19 protein-coding genes and 1 pseudogene are annotated in these 20,770 nt (G+C 71.9%); 10 read left to right on the top strand and 10 right to left on the bottom strand.

The window, feature by feature from the left end; genetic code table 11:
- Positions 1 to 13 precede the first annotated feature (13 nt).
- On the bottom strand, positions 14 to 1,084 hold the full coding sequence (locus ABGB01_RS09960; protein ID WP_347772556.1) for a class I SAM-dependent methyltransferase: 1,071 nt from the start codon (positions 1,082 to 1,084) through the stop codon (positions 14 to 16).
- Between the two features lie 140 nt (positions 1,085 to 1,224).
- Here ABGB01_RS09960 and ABGB01_RS09955 point away from each other — a divergent pair, with 140 nt between their 5' ends.
- Positions 1,225 to 2,658 (top strand): aldehyde dehydrogenase family protein, encoded by a 1,434-nt coding sequence (locus tag ABGB01_RS09955; protein ID WP_347772554.1) that lies wholly within the window; start codon positions 1,225 to 1,227, stop codon positions 2,656 to 2,658.
- A 19-nt stretch (positions 2,659 to 2,677) separates the two neighbouring features.
- Positions 2,678 to 3,553: a tetratricopeptide repeat protein gene (locus tag ABGB01_RS09950; RefSeq protein WP_347772552.1), complete on the top strand. Its 876-nt coding sequence runs from the start codon at positions 2,678 to 2,680 to the stop codon at positions 3,551 to 3,553.
- 30 nt (positions 3,554 to 3,583) lie between these two features.
- On the opposite strand, the gene ABGB01_RS09945 is transcribed toward ABGB01_RS09950, so the two are convergent.
- Together ABGB01_RS09945 and ABGB01_RS09940 are read right to left on the bottom strand one after the other, a co-directional pair.
- On the bottom strand, positions 3,584 to 3,967 hold the full coding sequence (locus ABGB01_RS09945) for a VOC family protein (protein WP_347772550.1): 384 nt from the start codon (positions 3,965 to 3,967) through the stop codon (positions 3,584 to 3,586).
- A gap of 116 nt (positions 3,968 to 4,083) precedes the next feature.
- Positions 4,084 to 4,332, bottom strand: a pseudogene (locus ABGB01_RS09940) (RNHCP domain-containing protein); the annotation flags it as partial.
- A gap of 63 nt (positions 4,333 to 4,395) precedes the next feature.
- Here ABGB01_RS09940 and ABGB01_RS09935 point away from each other — a divergent pair.
- Positions 4,396 to 6,210, top strand: a complete 1,815-nt coding sequence (locus ABGB01_RS09935; protein ID WP_347772548.1) for an acyl-CoA dehydrogenase — start codon at positions 4,396 to 4,398, stop codon at positions 6,208 to 6,210.
- On the opposite strand, the gene ABGB01_RS09930 is transcribed toward ABGB01_RS09935, so the two are convergent.
- On the bottom strand, positions 6,211 to 6,897 hold the full coding sequence (locus ABGB01_RS09930) for a class F sortase (protein WP_347772546.1): 687 nt from the start codon (positions 6,895 to 6,897) through the stop codon (positions 6,211 to 6,213).
- Between the two features lies 1 nt (position 6,898).
- Positions 6,899 to 7,357 carry a hypothetical protein gene (locus ABGB01_RS09925; RefSeq protein ID WP_347772544.1) on the bottom strand — a complete coding sequence of 153 codons (459 nt, stop codon included), beginning with the start codon at positions 7,355 to 7,357 and terminating at the stop codon, positions 6,899 to 6,901.
- 179 nt (positions 7,358 to 7,536) lie between these two features.
- Here ABGB01_RS09925 and ABGB01_RS09920 point away from each other — a divergent pair, with 179 nt between their 5' ends.
- A complete protein-coding gene (locus ABGB01_RS09920) occupies positions 7,537 to 8,346 on the top strand; it encodes an MBL fold metallo-hydrolase (protein WP_347772542.1) in 810 nt (269 codons plus the stop codon).
- A gap of 82 nt (positions 8,347 to 8,428) precedes the next feature.
- Here ABGB01_RS09920 and ligD read toward each other — a convergent pair whose 3' ends face one another.
- Positions 8,429 to 9,436, bottom strand: a complete 1,008-nt coding sequence (ligD, locus tag ABGB01_RS09915) for a non-homologous end-joining DNA ligase (RefSeq protein ID WP_347772540.1) — start codon at positions 9,434 to 9,436, stop codon at positions 8,429 to 8,431.
- A 326-nt stretch (positions 9,437 to 9,762) separates the two neighbouring features.
- On the opposite strand from ligD, the gene msrB reads away from it, so the two are divergent.
- Complete coding sequence (msrB, locus tag ABGB01_RS09910) at positions 9,763 to 10,164, top strand: peptide-methionine (R)-S-oxide reductase MsrB (protein WP_347772538.1); 402 nt, start codon at positions 9,763 to 9,765, stop codon at positions 10,162 to 10,164.
- A gap of 181 nt (positions 10,165 to 10,345) precedes the next feature.
- Here the strand turns inward: msrB and ABGB01_RS09905 are convergent, their stop codons facing one another.
- The 4 genes from ABGB01_RS09905 to hemE all read right to left on the bottom strand — a co-directional run bounded on the left by ABGB01_RS09905 (position 10,346) and on the right by hemE (position 14,724).
- Positions 10,346 to 11,227, bottom strand: coding sequence for a hypothetical protein (locus ABGB01_RS09905; RefSeq protein ID WP_347772536.1), 882 nt, complete (start codon positions 11,225 to 11,227; stop codon positions 10,346 to 10,348).
- Between the two features lie 165 nt (positions 11,228 to 11,392).
- A complete protein-coding gene (gene hemQ / locus ABGB01_RS09900) occupies positions 11,393 to 12,103 on the bottom strand; it encodes a hydrogen peroxide-dependent heme synthase (RefSeq protein WP_347772534.1) in 711 nt (236 codons plus the stop codon).
- Positions 12,100 to 13,503 carry a protoporphyrinogen oxidase gene (hemG, locus tag ABGB01_RS09895; protein ID WP_347772532.1) on the bottom strand — a complete coding sequence of 468 codons (1,404 nt, stop codon included), beginning with the start codon at positions 13,501 to 13,503 and terminating at the stop codon, positions 12,100 to 12,102. Before hemG ends, hemQ begins: the two co-directional genes overlap by 4 nt.
- Before the next feature lie 192 nt (positions 13,504 to 13,695).
- Positions 13,696 to 14,724: a uroporphyrinogen decarboxylase gene (gene hemE, locus ABGB01_RS09890; protein WP_347772530.1), complete on the bottom strand. Its 1,029-nt coding sequence runs from the start codon at positions 14,722 to 14,724 to the stop codon at positions 13,696 to 13,698.
- A gap of 740 nt (positions 14,725 to 15,464) precedes the next feature.
- Here hemE and ABGB01_RS09885 point away from each other — a divergent pair.
- The 5 genes from ABGB01_RS09885 (at position 15,465) to ABGB01_RS09865 (ending at position 20,758) form a co-directional block, all read left to right on the top strand.
- Positions 15,465 to 16,046, top strand: a complete 582-nt coding sequence (locus ABGB01_RS09885; RefSeq protein ID WP_132597519.1) for a DUF3000 domain-containing protein — start codon at positions 15,465 to 15,467, stop codon at positions 16,044 to 16,046.
- A gap of 111 nt (positions 16,047 to 16,157) precedes the next feature.
- Positions 16,158 to 17,378 carry an HRDC domain-containing protein gene (locus ABGB01_RS09880; protein WP_347772527.1) on the top strand — a complete coding sequence of 407 codons (1,221 nt, stop codon included), beginning with the start codon at positions 16,158 to 16,160 and terminating at the stop codon, positions 17,376 to 17,378.
- Positions 17,379 to 17,517: 139 nt separating this feature from the next.
- Positions 17,518 to 18,663: a Gfo/Idh/MocA family oxidoreductase gene (locus ABGB01_RS09875; RefSeq protein WP_347772525.1), complete on the top strand. Its 1,146-nt coding sequence runs from the start codon at positions 17,518 to 17,520 to the stop codon at positions 18,661 to 18,663.
- Positions 18,660 to 19,826, top strand: coding sequence for a dihydrodipicolinate synthase family protein (locus tag ABGB01_RS09870; RefSeq protein ID WP_347772523.1), 1,167 nt, complete (start codon positions 18,660 to 18,662; stop codon positions 19,824 to 19,826). Before ABGB01_RS09875 ends, ABGB01_RS09870 begins: the two co-directional genes overlap by 4 nt.
- On the top strand, positions 19,823 to 20,758 hold the full coding sequence (locus ABGB01_RS09865) for a sugar phosphate isomerase/epimerase family protein (protein WP_347772521.1): 936 nt from the start codon (positions 19,823 to 19,825) through the stop codon (positions 20,756 to 20,758). The genes ABGB01_RS09870 and ABGB01_RS09865 overlap by 4 nt, the downstream gene beginning before the upstream one ends.
- Positions 20,759 to 20,770: the final 12 nt, after the last annotated feature.

Raw genomic sequence — 20,770 nt, 5'->3', positions numbered from 1 at the left:
GTGCGGCGGGGGTTCAGGCGAACCGGTGGACCGTGAGCGGGCCGCCGCCCCAGCGGCCGATCGCCTCCTCGTCGGCGAAGGCCAGCACGCGCATCATGTTGCCGCCGTCGCTGAGCTCCACGTTGCGGCGCAGCCGCCGGCGCAGGTCCTCCGGCAGGGCGGTGGTGCCCGCCTCGATCGTGTCGCCGTAGTGCGGGGCGAAGGCGACGCCCGCGAAGCCGGTGCGGCGCAGCAGCGTGGGCACGGTCTCGGAGGAGTAGAACATCAGGTGGTTCTTGGTGAAGCCGCTCCACCCGTTCCCGTACGCCTTGAGCAGCAGCGACCGGGCGTTCACGGTCAGGATGAGCAGCACCCCGCCGGGCGCGAGCAGGCCGCGGAACTTCGTGAAGTCGTCCAGCGGCCTGGGCAGGTGCGCGAGCACCGACCAGAGGGTGATCACGTCGAACCCGCCCGCGGCGATCTCCGGCACGTCCTCGGGCGCGCCGTGGAAGGTCTTCGCCTTGCTCAGCCGCTCGTTCGCCTGGGCGACGGACTCGGGCGACAGGTCCACCCCGAAGGCCTCGAACCCGCGCTGCTCGGCCAGTTCGAGGAACAGGCCGACCCCCGAGCCGAAGTCGAGCAGCCGCCGCTCCTTGCCCTCGTCGAAGACCGGCGAGAACGCCTTCATGGTCAGGTCGTAGCGGCGCTGCCGGTTGGCGGCGTACTTGCCGGTCAGGAACGAGTTGTAGCCGGTGGCGTACAGGTCGCCGAGACGTTCGGGGCGGACGTTCGGGTTGCGGTAGAGGAAGCCGCAGGAGGGGCAGCGGACGACGTGGTAGCGCCAGCCGTTGCCGCCGGTGGGCTCGAAGAGCGGCTGCTGGCGGGACTCCCCGCACATCATGCAGGCCAGGAATTCCTCGATCTCGCCCAGCGGCCTGCTGCGCTCATAGTCGGCCAGCGGCATGATCGGCGCGTTCCTGATCAGCCGCTTCCACTGCACCTCCCTGATCAGCCGCTCCCCCGGCCGGACGTAGACCCGCTGGCCCCAGGGAACGCGGTTGTACCGTTTGCCGTACATCAGCCGGCCCAGCAATGTTTTTGTCATCTCCACCACCCTGCGGGCGTTCTGCCCTCACGGAGACGACCTGATGCGTCCAGTTTCGAGCGCTTTACGTGATCTTTGGCGTACGTGCCTTCAGCCCGTCGCGCTGGCCTCCCTATCCAAGCAAGCATATGCTTGGGCGCGTGGCTGACTATCGGAATCTCATCGGGGGCGAGCTGGTAGCCGCGACCCGGACGATCGACTCGGTCAACCCGGCCACCGGCGAGGTGTGGGCCCGCGTCCCGGCCGGCGGCGCCGCCGAGGCGCAGGCCGCCGTGGCGGCGGCCACGCAGGCGTTCCCCGCCTGGTCGAGCCTGCCCGCGGCGGCCAGGGCGCACGTCCTGCGCAAGGTCTCCGAGCTGTTCGGCCGCCATGCCGGAGAACTGGCCCGGCTGGAGACCCGCGACAACGGCAGGATCCTGCGCGACACCCTCAAACGGGATCTGCCGGGCATGGCGTACCTGTGGCAGCTCGCCGCCGGGCAGTGCCTCGACGCGGTCAAGGGTGACACCGTCCTGCTCGGCCCCGACGCGCTCGGGCTGACCCGGCGCGAACCCTACGGCGTGGTGGTCTGCATCATCCCGTGGAACTCCCCCATCTCGACCTTCTCGGCCAAGGCCGCCTACGCGCTGGCCGCCGGCAACACGGTGATCGTCAAACCCGCGGAGCAGGCGAGCGCGTCCGTGCTGCGACTCGGCGAGCTGCTCGCGGACGTGTTCCCGCCCGGCGTGCTGAACATCGTCAGCGGCCTGGGCGAGGACGTCGGAGACGCCCTGGTGCGCCACCGCGGCGTCGGCAAGGTCAGCCTCACCGGATCGACCGCCACCGGCCAGGCGATCACGCGCGCCTCCGCCGACGCGCTGAAGCCGATGACGTTCGAGCTGGGCGGCAAGTCGCCCAACATCGTCTTCCCCGACGCCGACCTGGACGCGGCCGCCCAGGGCGTGACCGTGAACTCCGTGTACACCGGCAACGCCGGCCAGGTGTGCGTGGCCGGCTCGCGCATCCTTCTCCACCACTCGGTCTGGGACGAGATGCTCGCCCGGATCAAGCACATCTGCGCGGGCCTCGTCCTGGACGACCCGCTCGACCTGCGGACCACGATGGGGCCGATCGTCTCCGCCGGCCAGTACGAGCGCGTGACGTCATACCTCGAGCTGGCCGAGAAGGAGGGCGCCGAACGCGTCTTCGGCGGCCGCACCGGCGCCGACGTGGTGCCCCATCTGCCCGGCGGCTACTGGGTCGAGCCCACCCTCTACACGACCGCGGACAACGCGCTGCGCGTCTGCCAGGAGGAGATCTTCGGGCCGGTGGCGGTGGCCATCCCGTTCGGGTCGGACGAGGAGGCGCTGGCCGTCGCGAACGACTCACCGTACGGGCTGGCGGCCGGCGTGTGGACGCGCGACCTCGGCCGCGCGCACCGCTTCGTGCGCGATCTGCGCAGCGGCACGGTGTGGGTGAACACCTTCCGCCAGATGCCGCCGGGGCTCCCGTTCGGCGGCGTGAAGGACAGCGGGTACGGCCACGACTCGGTGCTCGAGTTCACCCGCGAGAAGGCGGCCATTATCCAGATCTAGTCGGATAGATTTACCTCCCATGAGCGAGGGGATCAAGGAAGAATCCGGGCTGTCGGAGGCGGCCGCCCAGTCGCGCGCGTCGGTGCTGCGCAGCCGCGCGGAGTCGTACATCGCCCTGTCGCGGCACGACGCAGCGATCGCGGACCTGACCGAGGCGATCACGCTGGTGCCGGACAACGCCCGCGCCTGGCGGCTGCGCGGCGAGAGCCACCGCGTCATCGAACGGTACGACGCCGCGCTGGAGGACTTCGACGAGGCGCTGAAGCTGGAGCCGGACAGCGCGTACGCCCTGGGCTCGCGCGGCCAGACCTACGCCGCGCTCGACCGCCTGGACGACGCCATGGCCGACTTCGAGCACGCGCTCACCCTCTCCCCCGGCTCGTTGTGGATCCTGGAGGCGAAGGCGGACGCCCTGGTGGGCCTGGACCGGATCGACGAGGCCCTGGCCGAGCACGCGAAGATCATCGCCTTGGACGAGGACCTGGCCTACTCCTGGGTGGCCCGCGGCGACCTGTACCAGCGGATCAACCTGTACGCCGAGGCCATCGACGACTACACGAAGGCCCTGGAGGCCGACCCCGAGTACGTGCGCGCGCTGAGCCGGAGGGGCGAGGCGTACCGCATGACCGACCGGTACGACGAGGCGCTGGCCGATCTCAACCGCGCGCTGGAGCTGGACCCGGAGAACGACCGCGCCTACGGCAGCCGGGGTGCCGTGCTGAGCGAGATGGGCGACGACGAGGCGGCGCTGAAGGACCTGAACCGGGCGATCGAGCTGGACGCCGGCTACATCTGGGCGTACCGGGTGCGGGGCGAGATCCTGCAGGAGCTGGACCGCCACGAGGAGGCGGTGGCCGACTTCTCCCAGGCCCTGCACCTGGAGTTCGGCGACTGAGCCGGGCGGCGGCTGCGGCGACCGAGCCGGTCAGCGCGGGTCGCGGCGCAGGGGATGGCCGGGCGGCACCTGCACCAGCACGATGCGGTGGCCGTCGGGATCGGCGATCCACGTCTCGATGAGCCCCCACGGCTCGGTGCGGGCCTCGCGCAGGACGGTCACTCCCGCCCGCCGCAGCCGCTCCTCCTCGGCCGCCACGTCGCGCACCTGCAACCAGAGCGACACCCCCGCGCCCGTGCCGCCGCCGCTGCCCGACAGTTCCAGGAATCCCTGGCCGAGGAAGAAGACCACACCCGGATGGTCGGGCGGGCCGAACTCGCGGTAGACGGCCAGCCCGAGCGTCTCGGCGTAGAAACGGCGGCTACGGTCGAGATCGTTCGGCCGCAGCAGGATCCGGCTGCTCAGCACCTCCATGCCCGGCCCCTACCCGTCCCACCTCCGGAGCACCCTGACCTCGGCCCCACCGTCACGGGCCGGCAGAAAGCGGGCCTCCGTACGGACGAGGTACGGAGGCCCTGGTCGCGGACCCGTCAGAGGGCCAGCAGGGCGCTGACCGGCAGGCGGGTGTCGTACAGCGGGCGGATGGCGATGCGCAGCAGCGCCAGCGCGTTGTCGTCGCCCGCGATGCGGTTGGCGCTGAGCTCGCCGCAGGACTGGCAGTGATGGATGATCAGCCACTCCCCGTCCTGGCGGACGCTGACGCTCAGCGCCGCCATCCGGCCCCGGCTGGCGGCCCGCCTGTCGCCGGGGATCCGGTGGTCGACGTGCAGCGAGGGTAACGGTCGTGGCCCGGCGGCCGCGAATGGTTTTCGCCGGCCGAATAACGTTCTAGATTCGTGCGCATGGGCATCGGGCTGACCGAGGAACACCAGGCACTCGCCGACTCCGTACGAGGGTTCGCCGGGCGGTCCTCCGGCCACGCCGCGCTGGCCGGTCAGGGCCTGCTGGGCCTGCACCTGCCCGAGGAGGCGGGCGGACAGGGGTACGGGCTGCTGGAGTCGTGCGTCGCCCTCGAAGCGCTGGGCGAACAACGCGTCACCGGCGCCTACCTGCCGACGGTCGTGGTGTCGGCGGCGCTCGCCTGGGCGGGCGCCGGCGGTCACGGCGAAGGACGGGACCTGCTCCGGGGACTCGCCGACGGCTCCTCGACCGCCGCCGTCGTGCCGGCCGCGGGGCCGGCCGCCGGCAGTGGCCTTCTCGCGCTGGGGCCGGCGACGGCCGATCTCTTCCTCGTCCCGGTCGGCGGGGGCGCATGGGCGGTGCTGGACCGCGCCGGCGTCGTCGCCGAGCCCGTGGACGGCGTGGACCTCGACAGGGAGCTCTGTTCCGTCACCGTGCGGGCCGCACCCACCGGCCGTACGGTGGACGGCCCGATCCCCTCCGCCCTGACGGCGAACGACCGGGCTACGGGCCGTTCCATGCCCGCGGACCGGATGGCCGCCGGGTGGGTGCTGGACGGCGTACCGGTACGGGAGATCGCGGCCGTGCTGCTCGGAGCCGACGCGTGCGGCGTCGCCGCGTGGGCGGTCACGACGGCGGCCGAGCACGCCAAGGTGCGCGAGCAGTTCGGGCGGCCCATCGGGCAGTTCCAAGGAGTCAAACACCGGGTGGCCGCCGCCCTGGTGGCTCTGGAGCAGGCCCGCGCCGCCGTATGGGATGCGGCCAGAGCCATGGACGACGCCCGAACCATGAAGTGCGCGGCCCGCAGTGACACCAACCGCGACGACGCCAGCAGGGCCGACGCGGGCCGGGACGGTGGGGTGCATGCCCTTGCGGCCGAGGTCAGGCTGGCGGTCGGGGTGGCGGCCGTGCTCGGGCCGGATGCGGCGGTGCGGTGCACGGCGGACACGATCCAGGTGCTGGGCGGCATCGGCTACACCTTCGAGCACGACGCGCACCGCTACTACCGCCGAGCCCTGTCCGGCCGGATGCTGGCGGGAGATCCCGGGCCGTGGGCCGAGGAGGTGGCCGGGCTCGCGGTGCCGGGGACACGTCGCCGGATGGAGCCGGACCTGCCAGAGGAGGCCGCCGCCGTGAGGGACACCATCAGGGCGCAGGCCCGGTCGCTGCGCGCGGCGAGCCCGGCGGAACGGCGCGACCGGCTCGCGCGGGAAGGCTGGATCATGCCGTACCTCCCCCGGCCGTGCGTGTTCGTACCGGACGACCATGTCGTCGGCGAGGTGGACGCGGGCTGGCGGGTGGCCCGCGACACGCTCTCCCACGAACGCGTCGCGCTCGGCGACTCGTGGGGCCCGGGTTCCCAGCACACCGACATGGCCGAGCTCATCACGAGGTCGCCCCCGCTCCGGCAGTCGCAGCGGGAGCGGGCGGGCCGGCTGTGGGCGGAGGGCCAGGCCATCTCGGCTCTCGGCCTGCGCGCCACCCTCCACAAGTTGTCCGCCGCCGACCACGACCGGGCCGGATCAAGCCGCCGCGTGCCCGGCGGGGATCCGGGGACCGCGTCCAGCGTGCGCAAGCTCCTCGGCATGCGGCACGCGCAGGCGATCTCGGAGTTCTGCTGGTCGCTGGCCCCCGCGGACCGCCACTGGAACCGCATGATCCTCACCACCCGCGCGTTCACGATCGGCGGCGGCACGACGGAGGTGCAGCTCAACATCATCGCCGAACGCGCGCTCGGCCTGCCGCGCGACCCATGATCAGCTTCCGGGATAGTACGGCGCCGCCAGGTGCGCGTACACGATCGTGTTGTCCTCATAGCTGCGCGCCCGCCGGTCGAACGCCCCGCCACAGGTCACCAGCCGCAACCCCGGGTAGGAGAGCCTGGCGTAGACCTTCTTCGCGGGGAAGCGGCGCTTCGGGGTGTGCTCGACCTTGTCGACGACGAAGACGGCCACCGAGCGGTCGGCTCGCAGCACCTGCACCTGGTCACCGCGCTTGACCTTCTTCAGGCTCGCGAAGACGGCGGGGCCGGTCCTGGTGTCCAGGTGGCCGGTGATCACGGCCGCGCCGCGCTGGCCGGGGACGGGCCCGTAGCGGTACCAGCCGGCCTGGTTCGGCGGGTCGAACGGCGGGTTCTCGATGGCCCCGCCGGCGTCCAGGCCCAGCTCCATGAGCGGGGCGGCCACGCCGATGGACGGGATGTAGACGGCCGTGGGCCGGGCGGCCCGCATGGGCTCGGCCACCTCGGACAGCGGCACGTCCTTGAGGAGCACGCCGCTGGTCGGTGCCGGCGACTCGTGACGTACGGCGGCGGGCTCCGGCCGGCCGCCCACGATGCCGCTGAGCCCGAGCCCGATCAGCAGCACTCCGGCCAGCGACACGACCGTCGCGACCAGCACGATCGTCCGCTGTCCCGGCGCGCTGCCCCCCGCGGGTCCGGCCACCCTAGGCGACACCCCTGCGGCGCCGGATGGCGAGCCCGGCGAGCCCGGCTCCGGCCAGCAGCGCCGTCCCGCCCAGGGCGAACGGCCACACCGGCCCGCCCGGCGCGAGCGCGCCGCCACCGGTCTCCGGATGCCCCTCCGGAACCCGGTGCTCGTGTTCGGCGGCCGGACGCCAGGGGTCGCCGGACTCCACCGTTCCCGGCCAGGAATCGGCCGGTTTCGGCTCGTGCGACCAGGACTCCTCGGACTCGTGCTCGTCCGGCGCCGGCTCGGGCACGGGATCGCCGGAGGGCTCGTCGCAGAGGATCGGCAGCGGAAGGAGGCAGGTGGGCAGGTCGACCGGCAGCAGATCGTCGGACGAGGCGGAGGCGGAGGCAGGGCTGAGGCCTGCTGCCAGGCTCGCGCCCGCGATCGCGAAGGCGGCCATCGCGCCGGCCACGAGACGTCGCGCTCTTGCCATGTGAAGGCTCCAAGATCGGTTGGACGTCCCCCGATGCACAAGAGAGCCTTGCGAACTATTAGATCGGGAGTCAAGTTATGTGATCGAAGTGAAACCGACCGGACACGGAGGGTTTGGGATCTTTCTGAGGTGGCAGGAGAAAAGGCCGTAAAGGGGACGAAGGTCAGGGGTGAGCCGCCGTGAAGGGCAGCCTGCAGTTCATCGGCAACGCGACCGTGCTGATCCGCTACAACGGCTTCACGCTGCTGACGGATCCCAACTTCCTGCACCGGGGACAGCTCGCCTACCTCGGCTACGGTCTGGTCTCGCGCCGCCTCGCCGACCCCGCCGTCGAGATCGAGGATGTGCCGCCGCTCGACGCGGTGGTGCTGTCCCACATGCACGGCGACCACTGGGACCGGGTGGCACGCAAGGGCCTGGACAAGGCGACGCCGATCATCACGACGACCGCGGCGGCCGGTCGGCTGGGCCGCGGCGGCTTCCGCGCGAGCGTGGGGCTGGAGCCGTGGCAGCAGCACGAGCTACACGGCCCCGGCGGCCTGGTGAAGATCACCGCTCTGCCGGCGAAACACGCACCTGGCCCGGCCGAGGCGCTGCTGCCGCCGGTGATCGGCACGATGCTGGAGTTCTGCAACCGGGACGAGCGGGTGGAGCTGACCATGCACATCAGCGGCGACACCCTGCTCGACCGCCGCCTCGACGCGATCCCGCGCCGCTTCCCCGACATCGACCTGGCCGTCGTGCACCTGGGCGGCACGAAGCTGCTCGGCACGATGCTGGTCACCATGGACGGCGAGCAGGGGGCCGCCTGGGTGGACCTGTTCCGTCCGCACACCGTCGTGCCCGTGCACTACGACGACTACACCGTGTTCAGCTCGCCGCTGGACGACTTCCGCCACCACATCGAGCAGGCCGGACTGTCCGACAAGGTCGTCTACCTGGGGAGGGGCGAGGTGCGCGAGCTGGTCCCGCACCACCTCGTACGCTGACCCGTCACGACACGCCGGCCGCGAGCCGCAGCCGGCCGTCGTTTCTCTCCCAAGAGCCGGCCGCACGGCCCGCGCGCGTGATCTATTCCTCCTTGCCGGACCTGGCCCGGCTCGGCTGCACCCGCATCGGCTCGCCCGGCATCTTCGGGTAGTTGGGCGGGTAGGGCATGTCGCCGCGGTCGTCCTGGGCGTAGAGGTCGAGCAGAGGCGCGAGGGAGTAGGCGCGGTCGTCGATGGCCGCGTGCACGTCGCCCAGCTCGGCGAAGCGGGCGGGGACCGTGCGGATGTCGAAGTCGCGCGGGTCGGCGTCGGCCAGCTCGTCCCAGGTGAGCGGCGTCGAGACGGGCGCGTGCGGCTTGGCCCTGACGGAGTAGGCGCTGGCCACCGTGCGGTCTCTGGCGTTCTGGTTGTAGTCGATGAACACCCGCTCGCCGCGCTCCTCCTTCCACCACGCCATGGTCACCAGGCCGGGATCACGCTCCTCCACGGCCCTGGCCAGGGCGATGCCGGCGTGGCGCACCTGGATGAAGTCCCAGCGCGGCTCGATGCGCACGGCGATGTGGGCGCCGCGGTTGCCCGACGTCTTGACGAACCCGACCATCCCCAGGTCGGCCAGCACCTCGCGGGTGAGGAACGCGGCCTCGCGTGCCGCGTCGAACTCCAGCCCGGGCTGCGGGTCGAGGTCGATGCGCAGCTCGTCGGGGTGTTCGGTGTCGGTGGCGCGCACCTGCCACGGGTGGAAGTCGATGGTGCCGAGGTTGGCGCAGTAGGCGATGGCGGCGACCTCGGTGACCCGCAGCGACTGCGCCGTGCGCCCGCTCGGGAACGTCACCGTCACCGGCTGGAGCCAGTCGGGATGCCGGGGCGGCATGCGCTTCTGGTAGATGGCGTCGGTCTGCACGCCGTCGGGGTGGCGCTTCAGGTTGGTGGGCCGGTCTTTGAGCGCCCGCAGCGCTCCCTCCCCGACGCTCACGTAATATTCCACCAGCTCCCGCTTGGTGGCGCCGATCCCAGGAAAATAGACCTTGTCGGGGTTGGTGACCTTGACGGTTCGCTCCCCTACCTCGAGTTCTATGTACGGCGATGCCATGCCATAAAACCTACTCCCCTCCTCCGACAAGGCGGGGTGGGCCCGTCCCGGAGCCTCCTCGGTGGCGGGACCGAGGGCTCGACGGGACGGGCCGCCAGACCGTCCGCCGCCGTTCCGGGCGCTGGCGCGCCACCCGGCCGGCCGTGGCGATCCCCCGGCGGCGCCAGCACGGGCGTGGGCTGTGCCGCTCGGCGGGATCCGCGGACGATCTCACCCCTTGGCAGGAGGCGATGAACACCCCCTTGCCGACAAAGACGCGAATTCGCACCAGAAAGGATGCTTCCCCGGTGGAGATCTCTTTTTGCCGGAAGTCGTACTCTGGAGACATGGACAAGGTCGTCAAGAGCGAGGCGGAGTGGCGGGCCCAGTTGTCCCCCGAGGAGTACCAGGTCCTCAGGGATGCCGGCACCGAGCGCCCGTTCACGGGGGAGTACGTCGACACCAAGACCGAAGGGGTCTACTCGTGCCGCGCCTGCGGCGCCGAGCTCTTCCGGTCCGACACGAAGTTCGAGTCGCACTGCGGCTGGCCGAGCTTCTTCGAACCGTCCGGTTCGGAGGCGGTGAAGCTCATCGAGGACCGCAGCCTCGGGATGGTCCGTACGGAGGTGCGCTGCGCCCGGTGCGACTCGCACCTGGGGCACGTGTTCCACGGCGAGGGCTATGCGACTCCGACCGATGATCGGTACTGCATCAACTCGATCTCCCTTACCCTTGAACCCAAGGGGTGATCGCATAACGACAGTGCGTGCCGATCGCCTACACCGGGTAGGAGAATCGTGTGCGTCTTGTCCATCTTCGCCACCGCTGGGTGACGATCGAGACCATAGGACGCGTGGTGACGCAGCGGTGCGAGCGGTGCGCCAAGACGCGGGTGCGAGTGCGCTAGACCGGCGCTGGACCGCGCCCCGCTCAGCCCGGCGCCGGGTGCGTGACCCGGCAGCTGGTGTCGGACGGCCCGAGGATGTTGGCCAGCACCGGGTTGCCGTTCTCTCCGAATTCCGCCTGCACGAAGACCACGGGACGGGCCACCCCGCGGGCGCGCAGGTAGTCGAGGCCGCGTTCGCAGAGCGTCAGTGCGGTGGCGGAGTTGCCGGCGGACTCCGGAAGATCTGTATAAATCCGCAGATATCCGCCGACCGTGCGGATGTCCTTGAGCCGCTTCAGCGCCTTGTCGCCGGCCCTCCAGCGCGTACGAAAGAACTCCGCCGCCTCGCGGTCCGTGTGCCGCGACGGCCCGTCGGCCCGGTAACCGGCGACGTCACCGGGATCGGGACCGCCCGCCAGCAGGTCATCCGGGTCGGTCGTGCCCGACACCAGCCCGCGCGCGGCCTCAGAGCTCGCGCCGGTCGCGCCCGCCTCCGGCGCCACCCCGACGCCGGTGGCCTCGGGCGGCGCGGGCCTGCGCACCTCGCGCGCCCTGGCCTGCGCACCGGCGTCCGCCTTCGCCTCCGCGCCGGCCCTGCCGGGCAGCGCCGGCGAGCCGTCCTGGCGGGCGCCGCTGCTGGGCAGGGCCGGCGCGGCTCCCGCCGCTGCGGGACGCCCGGCGGTGGTGGCGGCGGTCAGCACGCCGCCGATGGTCCCGTTGATGCCGAGCACCGCCGCGGCTCCGGCCAGCGCGACCGCACCCACCAGCAGCCCGCGCCTGCGGGTGCGGCGCCGGCCCCGCCGGCCGCGCAGCCCCCACCGGCGGGCCGCCGCCCGCCCGCGAACCCGCCGCGCGCGCCCCGCCGCATGACGACCCGCCGCATGACGACCGGTCACGCGCCGGCCGGGCCTGCCCGACTCGTCCACCCCGCCTCCCTGCCCGGACCCGTACGGGGCCCGCGGTTGGAACGTGCCATCCCCGCGCACGCCCGACGAACTAGGGATTTCCCTGATTGTGACAAGGCGGGCCGATCAAAACAGTTGGATCGCCAACTCGGGTCTTGATCTTTTGCAGCGGGACGGCGGCGCGCGTCAGGGGAGGGCGGCGACGAGCTCCTGCACCGGCTTGCGGGCGCCGGTGTAGAAGGGGATCTCGACCCGGGTGTGCCGGCGGGCCTGCGCGCCACGCAGCGTCCGCATCAGGTCGACGATCCTGTGCAGCTCGTCGGCCTCGAAGGCCAGCATCCACTCGTAGTCGTTGAGCGAGAAGCACGCCACCGTGTTGGCCCGCACGTCGGGGTAGTCGCGCGCCATCCTGCCGTGCTCGGCCAGCATCGCCCGGCGCTCGGAGTCTTCGAGGAGGTACCACTCGTAGGAGCGGACGAACGGGTAGACGCTCACGTAGGCGCGCGGCTCCTCCTCGGCGAGGAAGGCCGGGATGTGCGACTTGTTGAACTCGGCCGGCCGGTGCAGCGCCATCGCCGACCAGACGGGCCTGCTGTGCCGGCCCAGCGCGGTGCGGCGGAACCGGGCGTAGACGTCCTGGAGGTCCTCGGGCGTGGGCGCGTGCCACCAGAACATGTAGTCGGCGTCGGCCCTGAACCCCGCCACGTCGTAGACCCCCCTGGTCACGACGTCCTTCCCGGCTGCCTGGTCGAGCAGCTCGGTGACCTCCCGCGCAAGGCCGTCGCGGTCGCTCGGGCACGGCCCGGTCGCCTGGAAGACCGACCACATCGTGTAACGGATCACCTGGTTGAGATCGCGGGCCTTGAGCCGCGCGGCGCCCTCTGTCATGGTGTTCATTCTCCTCGTAGCGACAGGTGGTCCAGAATCTGGGAGGCCGCCGTACGCGCGGCGCCGATGCACGCGGGGATGCCGATGCCGTCGTAGGCCGCGCCGCACACGGCCAGCCCCGGCTGCCCGGCCACCGCGGAACGCACCTTGGCCACCCGGTCGAGGTGGCCCACGTTGTACTGCGGCAGCGCCCCGCCCCAGCGCGCCACCCGGCTGTCCACGGGCAGCCCGCGCACGCCCATCACCTCGCCCATCTCGGCCATGGCCAGCGACACCAGCTCGGTGTCCTCGCGGTGGAGCAGGTGCTCCTCGCCGATCCTGCCGATCGAGCAGCGCAGGATCACCAGGTCTCTGGCCAGGTGAGGCCACTTCACCGAGCTGAACGTGACCGCCTTGACCGGCCGGCCCTCCACCGGCGGCACCAGGTAGCCGCTGACGGCGGGCGGCTCGGGGAAGGCGTCGACCGGGTAGGCGAGTGTGACGACGGCCATGCTGGCGTAGTCGATCCTGGCCAGCTCGGTCGCCGCCTTCGGCGCCTCGTCCTTGAGCAGCCGACTCGCGGCGGGCCCCGGCACGGCCACGATCACCGCGTCCGCCTCGATGGTCTCGGGCCTCGGCACGGGGCCCGTCACGAGCCGCCAGCCGTGCTCGGTCCTGTGCAGCTCGCGGGCGGTCACACCGGTCCTGACGTCGGCGCCGGACGCCTTGGCGACCGCCTCGGGCAGGCCGCCGACGCCGTTCTTGAGCGAGGTGAAGACGGGCCCCGCGTCCTTCGGCGCGTCTTCGACGAGCTGCCGGGTCGCGGACAGCAGCGAGCGCTCAGAGCGTGCCACGGCCGCCACGCGCGGCATCGTGGCCTCCAGCGACAACATGTCGGAACGGCCCGCGTAGACGCCGCCGAGCAGCGGCTCGACCAGCCGCTCCACGACCTCCGACCCCATCCTGGCGCGGATGTAGGCGGCCACCGACACGTCGGTGCGCACCAGGGTCGGCGGCAGGATCTGGTCGAGCGGCACGCGCAGCAGCCCGCCGGGCGAGACGATGCCGGACCTCGCCAGCTCGGTCAGGTCGGACGGCACGCCCATGACCTGGCCCTTCGGCAGGTGACGGAGCGTGCCCCTGGTGTAGACGGCCGAGCGCGTCGTGCCGGGGAACACCAGCTCCTCCCCGAGCCCGACCGCCCTGGCCAGCTCGGCGCCCTCGGGCCGGCGGGCCAGCATGGCCTCCGCTCCCGCGTCGACGCTCACCCCGGCGACCTCCGAGGCGTACAGCTTGCCGCCGATGCGCGGTGAACCCTCGAGGACCGTCACCTTCACCCGCTCGCCCGCGCCCTGGCGGAGGTGCCACGCGGCGGCCAGACCGGAGATCCCGCCGCCGACCACCACCACGTGCGCCCGATTCCCTTCCACGCCTCCCGACGCTACCGCCTCACAACCTCGCCCACCCGCCCGGGTCGCCCACCCGGCGCCTCCCTCCCCCGGGCCGGAAAACCGGGCGGCCCGGACCCCCGCAACCGTCTGAGCGCCGGCACCCCGCCGCACCTCAGTGCCGCACCCCGGCGTTCCAGGGAGGGGACGCCGCGATGCCACCCTTCCGCGGTGTCAGGTCGATGCGCCGGCTTCGTGGACGAGGTCGGTCAGGCGCTTGAGCTGGTCGGGGTCGGTCGAGGGCAGGACGCCGTGGCCGAGGTTGAAGACGTGCCCCTCGGCCGCCCGGCCGCGCCGCAGCACGTCGCGGGCCCTGCGTTCGGCCACGTCCCACGGCGCCAGAAGGATGGCCGGGTCGAGGTTGCCCTGCAGCGCCTTGCCGGGGCCGACCCGGCGGGCCGCCTCGTCGAGCGGCACCCGCCAGTCGACCCCCACCACGTCGGCGCCCGCCTCGCCCAGCACGCCCAGCAGCTCGCCCGTGCCCACGCCGAAGTGGATGCGCGGCACGTCCTGGATGCCTTCGAGGATGCGCCGGGTGTGCGGCAGGACGAACTCGCGGTAGTCGTCCGGCGCCACCGCCCCCACCCAGGAGTCGAAGAGCTGCACGGCCGAGGCGCCGGCCGCGACCTGGATGCGCAGGTGTTCCAGGACGATGGCGGACAGGCGCTCCATGAGGGCGTGCCACAGCTCGGGCGCGCCGTACATCATGGCCTTGGTCTTGTCGTGGTTCTTCGACGGGCCGCCCTCGATCAGGTAGGAGCCGAGCGTGAACGGAGCGCCCGCGAAGCCGATCAGCGGCGTGCCGCCCAGCTCTCCGGTGAGCGCCTGGATGGCCTCGGTGACGTAGGGCACGTCGCCGGGCTCCAGCGGGCGCAGCGCGTCGAGGCCCTTGACGTCGCGGATCGGGTCGGCCACGACCGGGCCGACGCCCGGCTTGATGTCGAGGTCGACGCCGATGGCCTTGAGGGGGACGACGATGTCGCTGAAGAAGATGGCCGCGTCCACGCCGTAGCGGCGGACCGGCTGCATGGTGATCTCGACGATCAGCTCGGGCGTCGCGCACGCGGTGAGCATGGGCACGCCCTCGCGGACCTTGAGGTATTCCGGCAGCGAGCGCCCGGCCTGGCGCATGTACCAGACCGGGGTGTGCGGGACGGGCTGGCGGCGGCAGGCACGCAGGAAGGCTGAGTCGGCGAGGTTCACCCCACAAGCGTGCCACGCCGGGGCACCGGTCCCGCCAGCGGACGGCGTCCTGCGGCGGGCCATGCCCGCAGGCGGATCTGTGTCATGTGACGGAGGCGGACAGGTGTCCGGTGGGGAAGCGGATCCGTGTCGGGCGATGGAGGCGGAACGGTGTCCGGTGACGGATTCCGCGACGACACGAAGCGGCCGTGTCGGGAAAAACATCCATTGGAGCTAGCAAATCATGATCAGATGGCCGGATGAAGGTTTACCGGTCTGCTCGGCGTCGGTGTCCCACACGGGTCGAACACACCCCATGCCCGCCCAGAGAGCCGGTCTCGACTGAGCCAAATGTTCGCCAAGCAACCGCGCGGCATCGATTCAGCGACCACTTTCGGGACACGCCGAGCGCGTTGCGGGGAATTGTCAGCGGCTCGTGCCAACGTCGGAGCCACAACCCGAAGAAAGGCCCCGCTTCGATGACTCGTGCGATGCCCGCGTTGTGGAGTTTCCCAGAGCGCCGCAGTGAGTGTTGCCCGTCCTGTGCCGGTGTGCGCCCGTTCGAGCAGCCTCCGTGCGCCGACGGTCACGAGCAGGGCGAGTGCCCCGAGTGGGCCTGCACCGAGTGCGGCCACGCGATCCTTCTCGGCTCCGCCGAGTCCACCCGGCCCGTTCGCCTGCTTGTTACGGCAGCGGCTTGATCACCAAAGATGAGCACCCCCGTGGTCCCCTTCCGTCCGTCTTCGACCTACGCTTCGGCTATGACACTCGGTGACCAGCCACCGCCTCCCGCCGAGTTCACCCGTGCGGCGGAGAGCCTGCGGTTGTCCGAGGTCCGGCCGGAGATCGAGCTCGAGGACCTGCCCGCGCCGCAGCGGCTGGCCCCCTATTCCGCCGCCATCGGCGCCTCCGTCTACCGCGACGACGACGAACTCGCGGTCGGCCGGCTGATCCTCCTCTACGACCCCGACGGCCAGCGCGGCTGGGAGGGCCCGTTCCGCCTGGTCGCCTACGTCAGGGCCGACATGGAGCCCGAGATCACCTCCGATCCGCTGCTCGGGCCCGTGGCCTGGAGCTGGCTGACCGAGGCCCTCGACGCGCACCAGGCCGGCTATTCCGCCGCCGGCGGCACGGTGACGAGAGCCGTGTCCGAGGGGTTCGGCAACAAGGCCGACGACCCGGTCACGACCGAGCTCGAGCTGCGGGCGTCCTGGTCTCCCGCTCAGGAGGATCTCTCCGGCCATGTCGCCGCCTGGTGTGACCTCATGTGCCTGGCGGCGGGGATCCCGCCGCTCCCGCCCGACGTGGCCGCGCTGCCCCGCCGACATGACGACCAGACGTAATGCGTACTCCGACGCCGATCCGCCCGGGTACGCACCACGTTTCCCTGCCTCGCTACGCTGGAATGCGTTTCCTCTCCGGCCGTGGGTCGGAGTAGCCACGGAAAAGGTCGAATGACAGAAGAACGCACAGTCGAGCCGCTGCTCGAACCCCGCGAGGGCATCCCGCCGGTCATCGCGGACGCGCCCGGGCTGGCCACGGTCGTGGCACGGTTCGCCGCGGGAGGCGGCCCTGTCGCCGTCGACGCCGAGCGGGCCTCCGGCTACCGCTACGGCAACCGCGCCTACCTGGTGCAGCTGCGCAGGGGCGGCGCAGGCTCCGCGCTGATCGATCCGGTCGGCTGCCCCGATCTGTCCGCCCTCGACGAGGCCGTGGCCGACGCGGAGATCGTGCTGCACGCCGCCTCCCAGGACCTGCCGTGCCTCATGGAGCTGGGGTTCAGGCCGCGGCAGATGTTCGACACCGAGCTGGCCGGGCGGCTGCTCGGCTACGAGCGGGTGGGCCTCGGCACGATGGTCGAGACCGTGCTCGGGCTGCGGCTGGAGAAGGGCCACTCGGCGGCCGACTGGTCCACCAGGCCGTTGCCGGAAGACTGGCTGCGCTACGCCGCGCTCGACGTGGAGGTGCTGGTCGAGCTCCGCGACGTGCTCCACGAGCAGCTGGCGGAGAGCGGGAAGCTGGAGTGGGCGCGCGAGGAGTTCGCCGCCGTGCTCAACACTCCGCCGCCGGTGCCGCGGTCCGACCCGTGGCGCCGCACCTCGGGCATCCACAAGGTGCGCAACGTACGCGCGCTGGCCATCGTGCGCGAGTTGTGGACCATGCGCGACCGCATCGCGCGCGAGGCCGACCTGGCGCCCGGCAGGGTGCTGCCCGATGCCGCGATCGTCACCGCGGCGCTCGAAGGGCCCCGCACCAAGAAGGCATTGACCGAAATTTCGGCATTCACCGGGCGAAGCGCGCGACGGCACATGAGCGACTGGCTCGCCGCGGTGGCCAGGGCCCGCGCGCTGCCCGACAGCCAGCTCCCCCAGCCGAGCACACCCGGCGACGGGCCGCCACCGCCCAACCGCTGGGCCGACCGCGATCCGGCCGCCGCCAAGCGCCTGGCGGCGGCACGGGCGGTGGTGTCCGCGCTGGCCGACGAGTTCCACATGCCGACGGAGAACCTGCTGCAACCCGACGCCGTCCGCAGACTGACCTGGGAGCCGCCGGCCGAGATCACCGACGAGAGCGTGACCGCGCGGCTGCGCGAGCTCGGGGCTCGCGAGTGGCAGCTGTCGCTCGCCGCCCACCCCATCGCCAAGGCGCTGGCCAGGCTGGAGCCGCGCGACTAGCGCCGAGCACGGCGGCCTCCGCGCGGGGCCGCCACCCGGCGTCCGGGCCTCCTGACGGCCCGCGCCACTTGACGCCCTGGGCCGCACGGCCGTACGGTTCGGGAAAGCGCTTTCCACCGTTTGTCCTGAAGGGATCTTCATGAGCGTGCACACCATAGGCGTCGTGATGAACGGCGTCACCGGGCGAATGGGCTATCGCCAGCATTTGGTCCGTTCCGTTCTGGCCATCAACGAGCAGGGCGGCGTCACGCTCTCGGACGGCGGAAAGGTCAAGCTCAAGCCCATCCTGGTCGGACGTAATGCCGACAAACTTGCAGATATTGCAACTAAGCACGACATTTCGGATTTCACTACAGAACTGGACGCGGCCCTCGCCGACGACGGCAACCTCATCTACTTCGACGCCCAGGTCACCAGCGCCCGCGTCAAATCCGTGCTCAAGGCCATCGAGGCGGGCAAGCACATCTACGCGGAGAAGCCGACGGCCGAGTCCACGCAGGAGGCAATCGCGCTGGCCGAGGCCGCCGCGGCCAAGGGCGTCAAGAACGGCGTCGTGCAGGACAAGCTGTTCCTCCCCGGCCTGCTCAAGCTGAAGCGGCTGATCGATGGCGGCTTCTTCGGCCGGATCCTGTCGGTGCGCGGCGAGTTCGGCTACTGGGTGTTCGAGGGCGACTGGCAGGAGGCGCAGCGGCCGTCGTGGAACTACCGGGCCGAGGACGGCGGCGGCATCGTGCTCGACATGTTCCCGCACTGGCACTATGTCATGGAGAACCTGTTCGGCAGGATCCAGTCGGTCTACGCCAGGGCGGTGACGCACATCCCCGCCCGCGTGGACGAGCAGGGCACCACGTACCAGGCCACCGCGGACGACGCCGCGTACGGGATCTTCGAGCTTGAAGGCGGCGTCATCGCGCAGATCAACTCCTCGTGGGCAGTCCGGGTGAACCGGGACGAACTGGTGGAGTTCCAGGTGGACGGCACGCACGGCAGCGCCGTGGCGGGCCTGCGCAACTGCCGCGTGCAGCACCGCTCCGCCACCCCCAAGCCCGTCTGGAACCCCGACCTGCCGGCCACGGCGCGCTTTCGCGACGGCTGGCAGGAGGTGCCGGACAACGCCGAGTTCGACAACGGGTTCAAGGTCCAGTGGGAGGCGTTCGTCCGGCACGTGGTGGAGGACGCGCCCTTCCCCAACGACTTCGCCTCGGGCGCCCGCGGCGTGCAGCTCGCCGAGCTGGGGCTGCGTTCCAACGCCGAGGGCCGCAGGATCGAGGTGCCGCAGCCGTGAGGATCGACCTGCCCGGCATCGGGGCGTACACCCTGAACGAGCGGACGGCCTGGCCGGTGCCGGACGCCCCGGCCGGCAGCCGCATCGTGTACGCCGCCGCACACGTGGTGGCCGACCCGCTGGGCGACAACACGCCCGGCTCCCCCGCGGCCGTCGACTGGGACGCCACCCTGCGTTTCCGCCGCCACCTGTGGTCGTACGGCCTGCGCGTCGCGGACGCCATGGACACCGCCCAGCGCAACATGGGCCTGGACTGGGCCGCGACCAAGGAGCTCATCCGGCGCAGCGCGGCCGAGGCGCGTACGGTCGGCGACCCCGCGACGCTGATGTCCTGCGGCGCCGGCACCGACCACGCGCCCCAGGCGGCCGACCTCAACACGATCACGGCCGCGTACGCCGAGCAGATCGAGACCGTGCAGTCCGCCGGCGCCGGCGTGATCATCATGGCCTCCCGCCAGCTCGCAAAGGCCGCGACCGGCCCCAAGGACTACCACCAGGTGTACGGCAAGCTGTTCGGCCTGGTGGACCGGCCGGTGATCCTGCACTGGCTGGGCGAGATGTTCGACCCGCACCTGGCCGGCTACTGGGGCGCTCCTGACGTGGCGGCGGCGACCGAGTCGTTCCTGGAGCTCGTCCACGCCCACGCGCCCATGGTGGACGGGGTGAAGGTGTCGCTGCTGGACGAGGAGCACGAGGTGGGGCTGCGCGCCGCGCTCCCCGACGGGGTCAGGCTCTACACCGGCGACGACTTCAACTACCCGTCGCTGATCAGGTCGGGTTCGCACGCGCTGCTCGGCATCTTCGACGCCATCGCCCCGGCGGCGGCTGCCGCGCTGCAGGCGCTCGACGCGGCCGAGGCCGCCGGCGACGACGCGGGCCGCGACCGGCTGCTGGCGTCGTACGACGAGATCCTGGCCCCGACCGTCCCCCTGTCCAGGAAGATCTTCGAGACGCCGACGTACCACTACAAGACCGGCATCGTCTTCCTGGCCTGGCTGAACGGTCACCAGGACGCGTTCGCCATGGTGAACGGCGCCCAGTCGGCCCGCTCGCTGCTCCACCTGTCGGAGGTGTTCCGCCTGGCCGACCAGGCCGGGCTGCTGGCCGACCAGGAGCTGGCCGTGCGCCGCATGAAGGCGCTGCTGGCGGTGAACGGGCTGTGAGTCTCTCACTCAACCAGCGGACGACGCAGCGCTGGACCGTGGCCGAGGCCGTGGACGGATGCGTGCGGCACGGCCTGGAGGCTGTCGGGCTGTGGCGGGAGAACGTCGCCGAGCAGGGGCTCGCGGAGAGCGTGAAGCTGGTTCGGGCGGCCGGGCTGCGCGTGTCGTCGTTGTGCCGGGGCGGCTTCATGACGGCCGGCGGGCTGCCGGGCGACGAGGGCCGCCGTGCCTTCGCCCGCGCGCTCGACGACAACCGGCGGGCCATCGACGAGGCGGCGGAGCTGGGAGCGGCCTGCCTGGTGATGGTGGTGGGCGGCCTGCCCGGGGTGACACCGGGCGAGCCGCTGCCGGCCGGCCCCGCGGGCGCGCGCGGCGTGGCGGCGGGCGGCGGCGGTTACGGCGGCGTGGCGGCGGGCGGGTTCTCGCGGGATCTGGCCGGGGCGCGGGAGCGGGTGGCCGAGGCGCTGGCGGAGCTGGCCCCCTACGCCGGGGAGCGGGGGGTCAAGCTGGCTCTCGAGCCCCTCCACCCCGTCTACTGTCCCGACCGGGCCGTCCTGTCCACTCTCGGTCAGGCGCTCGACCTGAGCCTGGCTCACCCGGAGAAGCAGGTGGGCGTCGTGGTGGACACCTTCCACGTCTGGTGGGATCCGCGGTTGTTCGAGGACATCGCCCGCGCGGGCCGCAGGATCGTGTCGTACCAGGTGTGCGACTACCTGCACCCGCTGCCCGCGGACGTGCTGCTCGGGCGGGGCATGATGGGCGACGGCGTGATCGGCTTTCCGCCGATCACGCGGGCCGTCCTGGCCGCCGGATACACCGGCGACGTCGAGGTGGAAATCTTCAACGCCGACATCTGGGCCGCCGACCCCGACGAGGTGGTGGCCACGATGAAGGCCCGCTACGAGGACGTGGTGCTGCCTGCCGGCGCGTGACGGAGCGCGGAC

The sequence above is a fragment of the Nonomuraea sp. B5E05 genome, assembly GCF_039880665.1.
GTDB lineage: Bacteria > Actinomycetota > Actinomycetes > Streptosporangiales > Streptosporangiaceae > Nonomuraea.
This window is presented reverse-complemented; position numbering and strand designations above follow the sequence as displayed.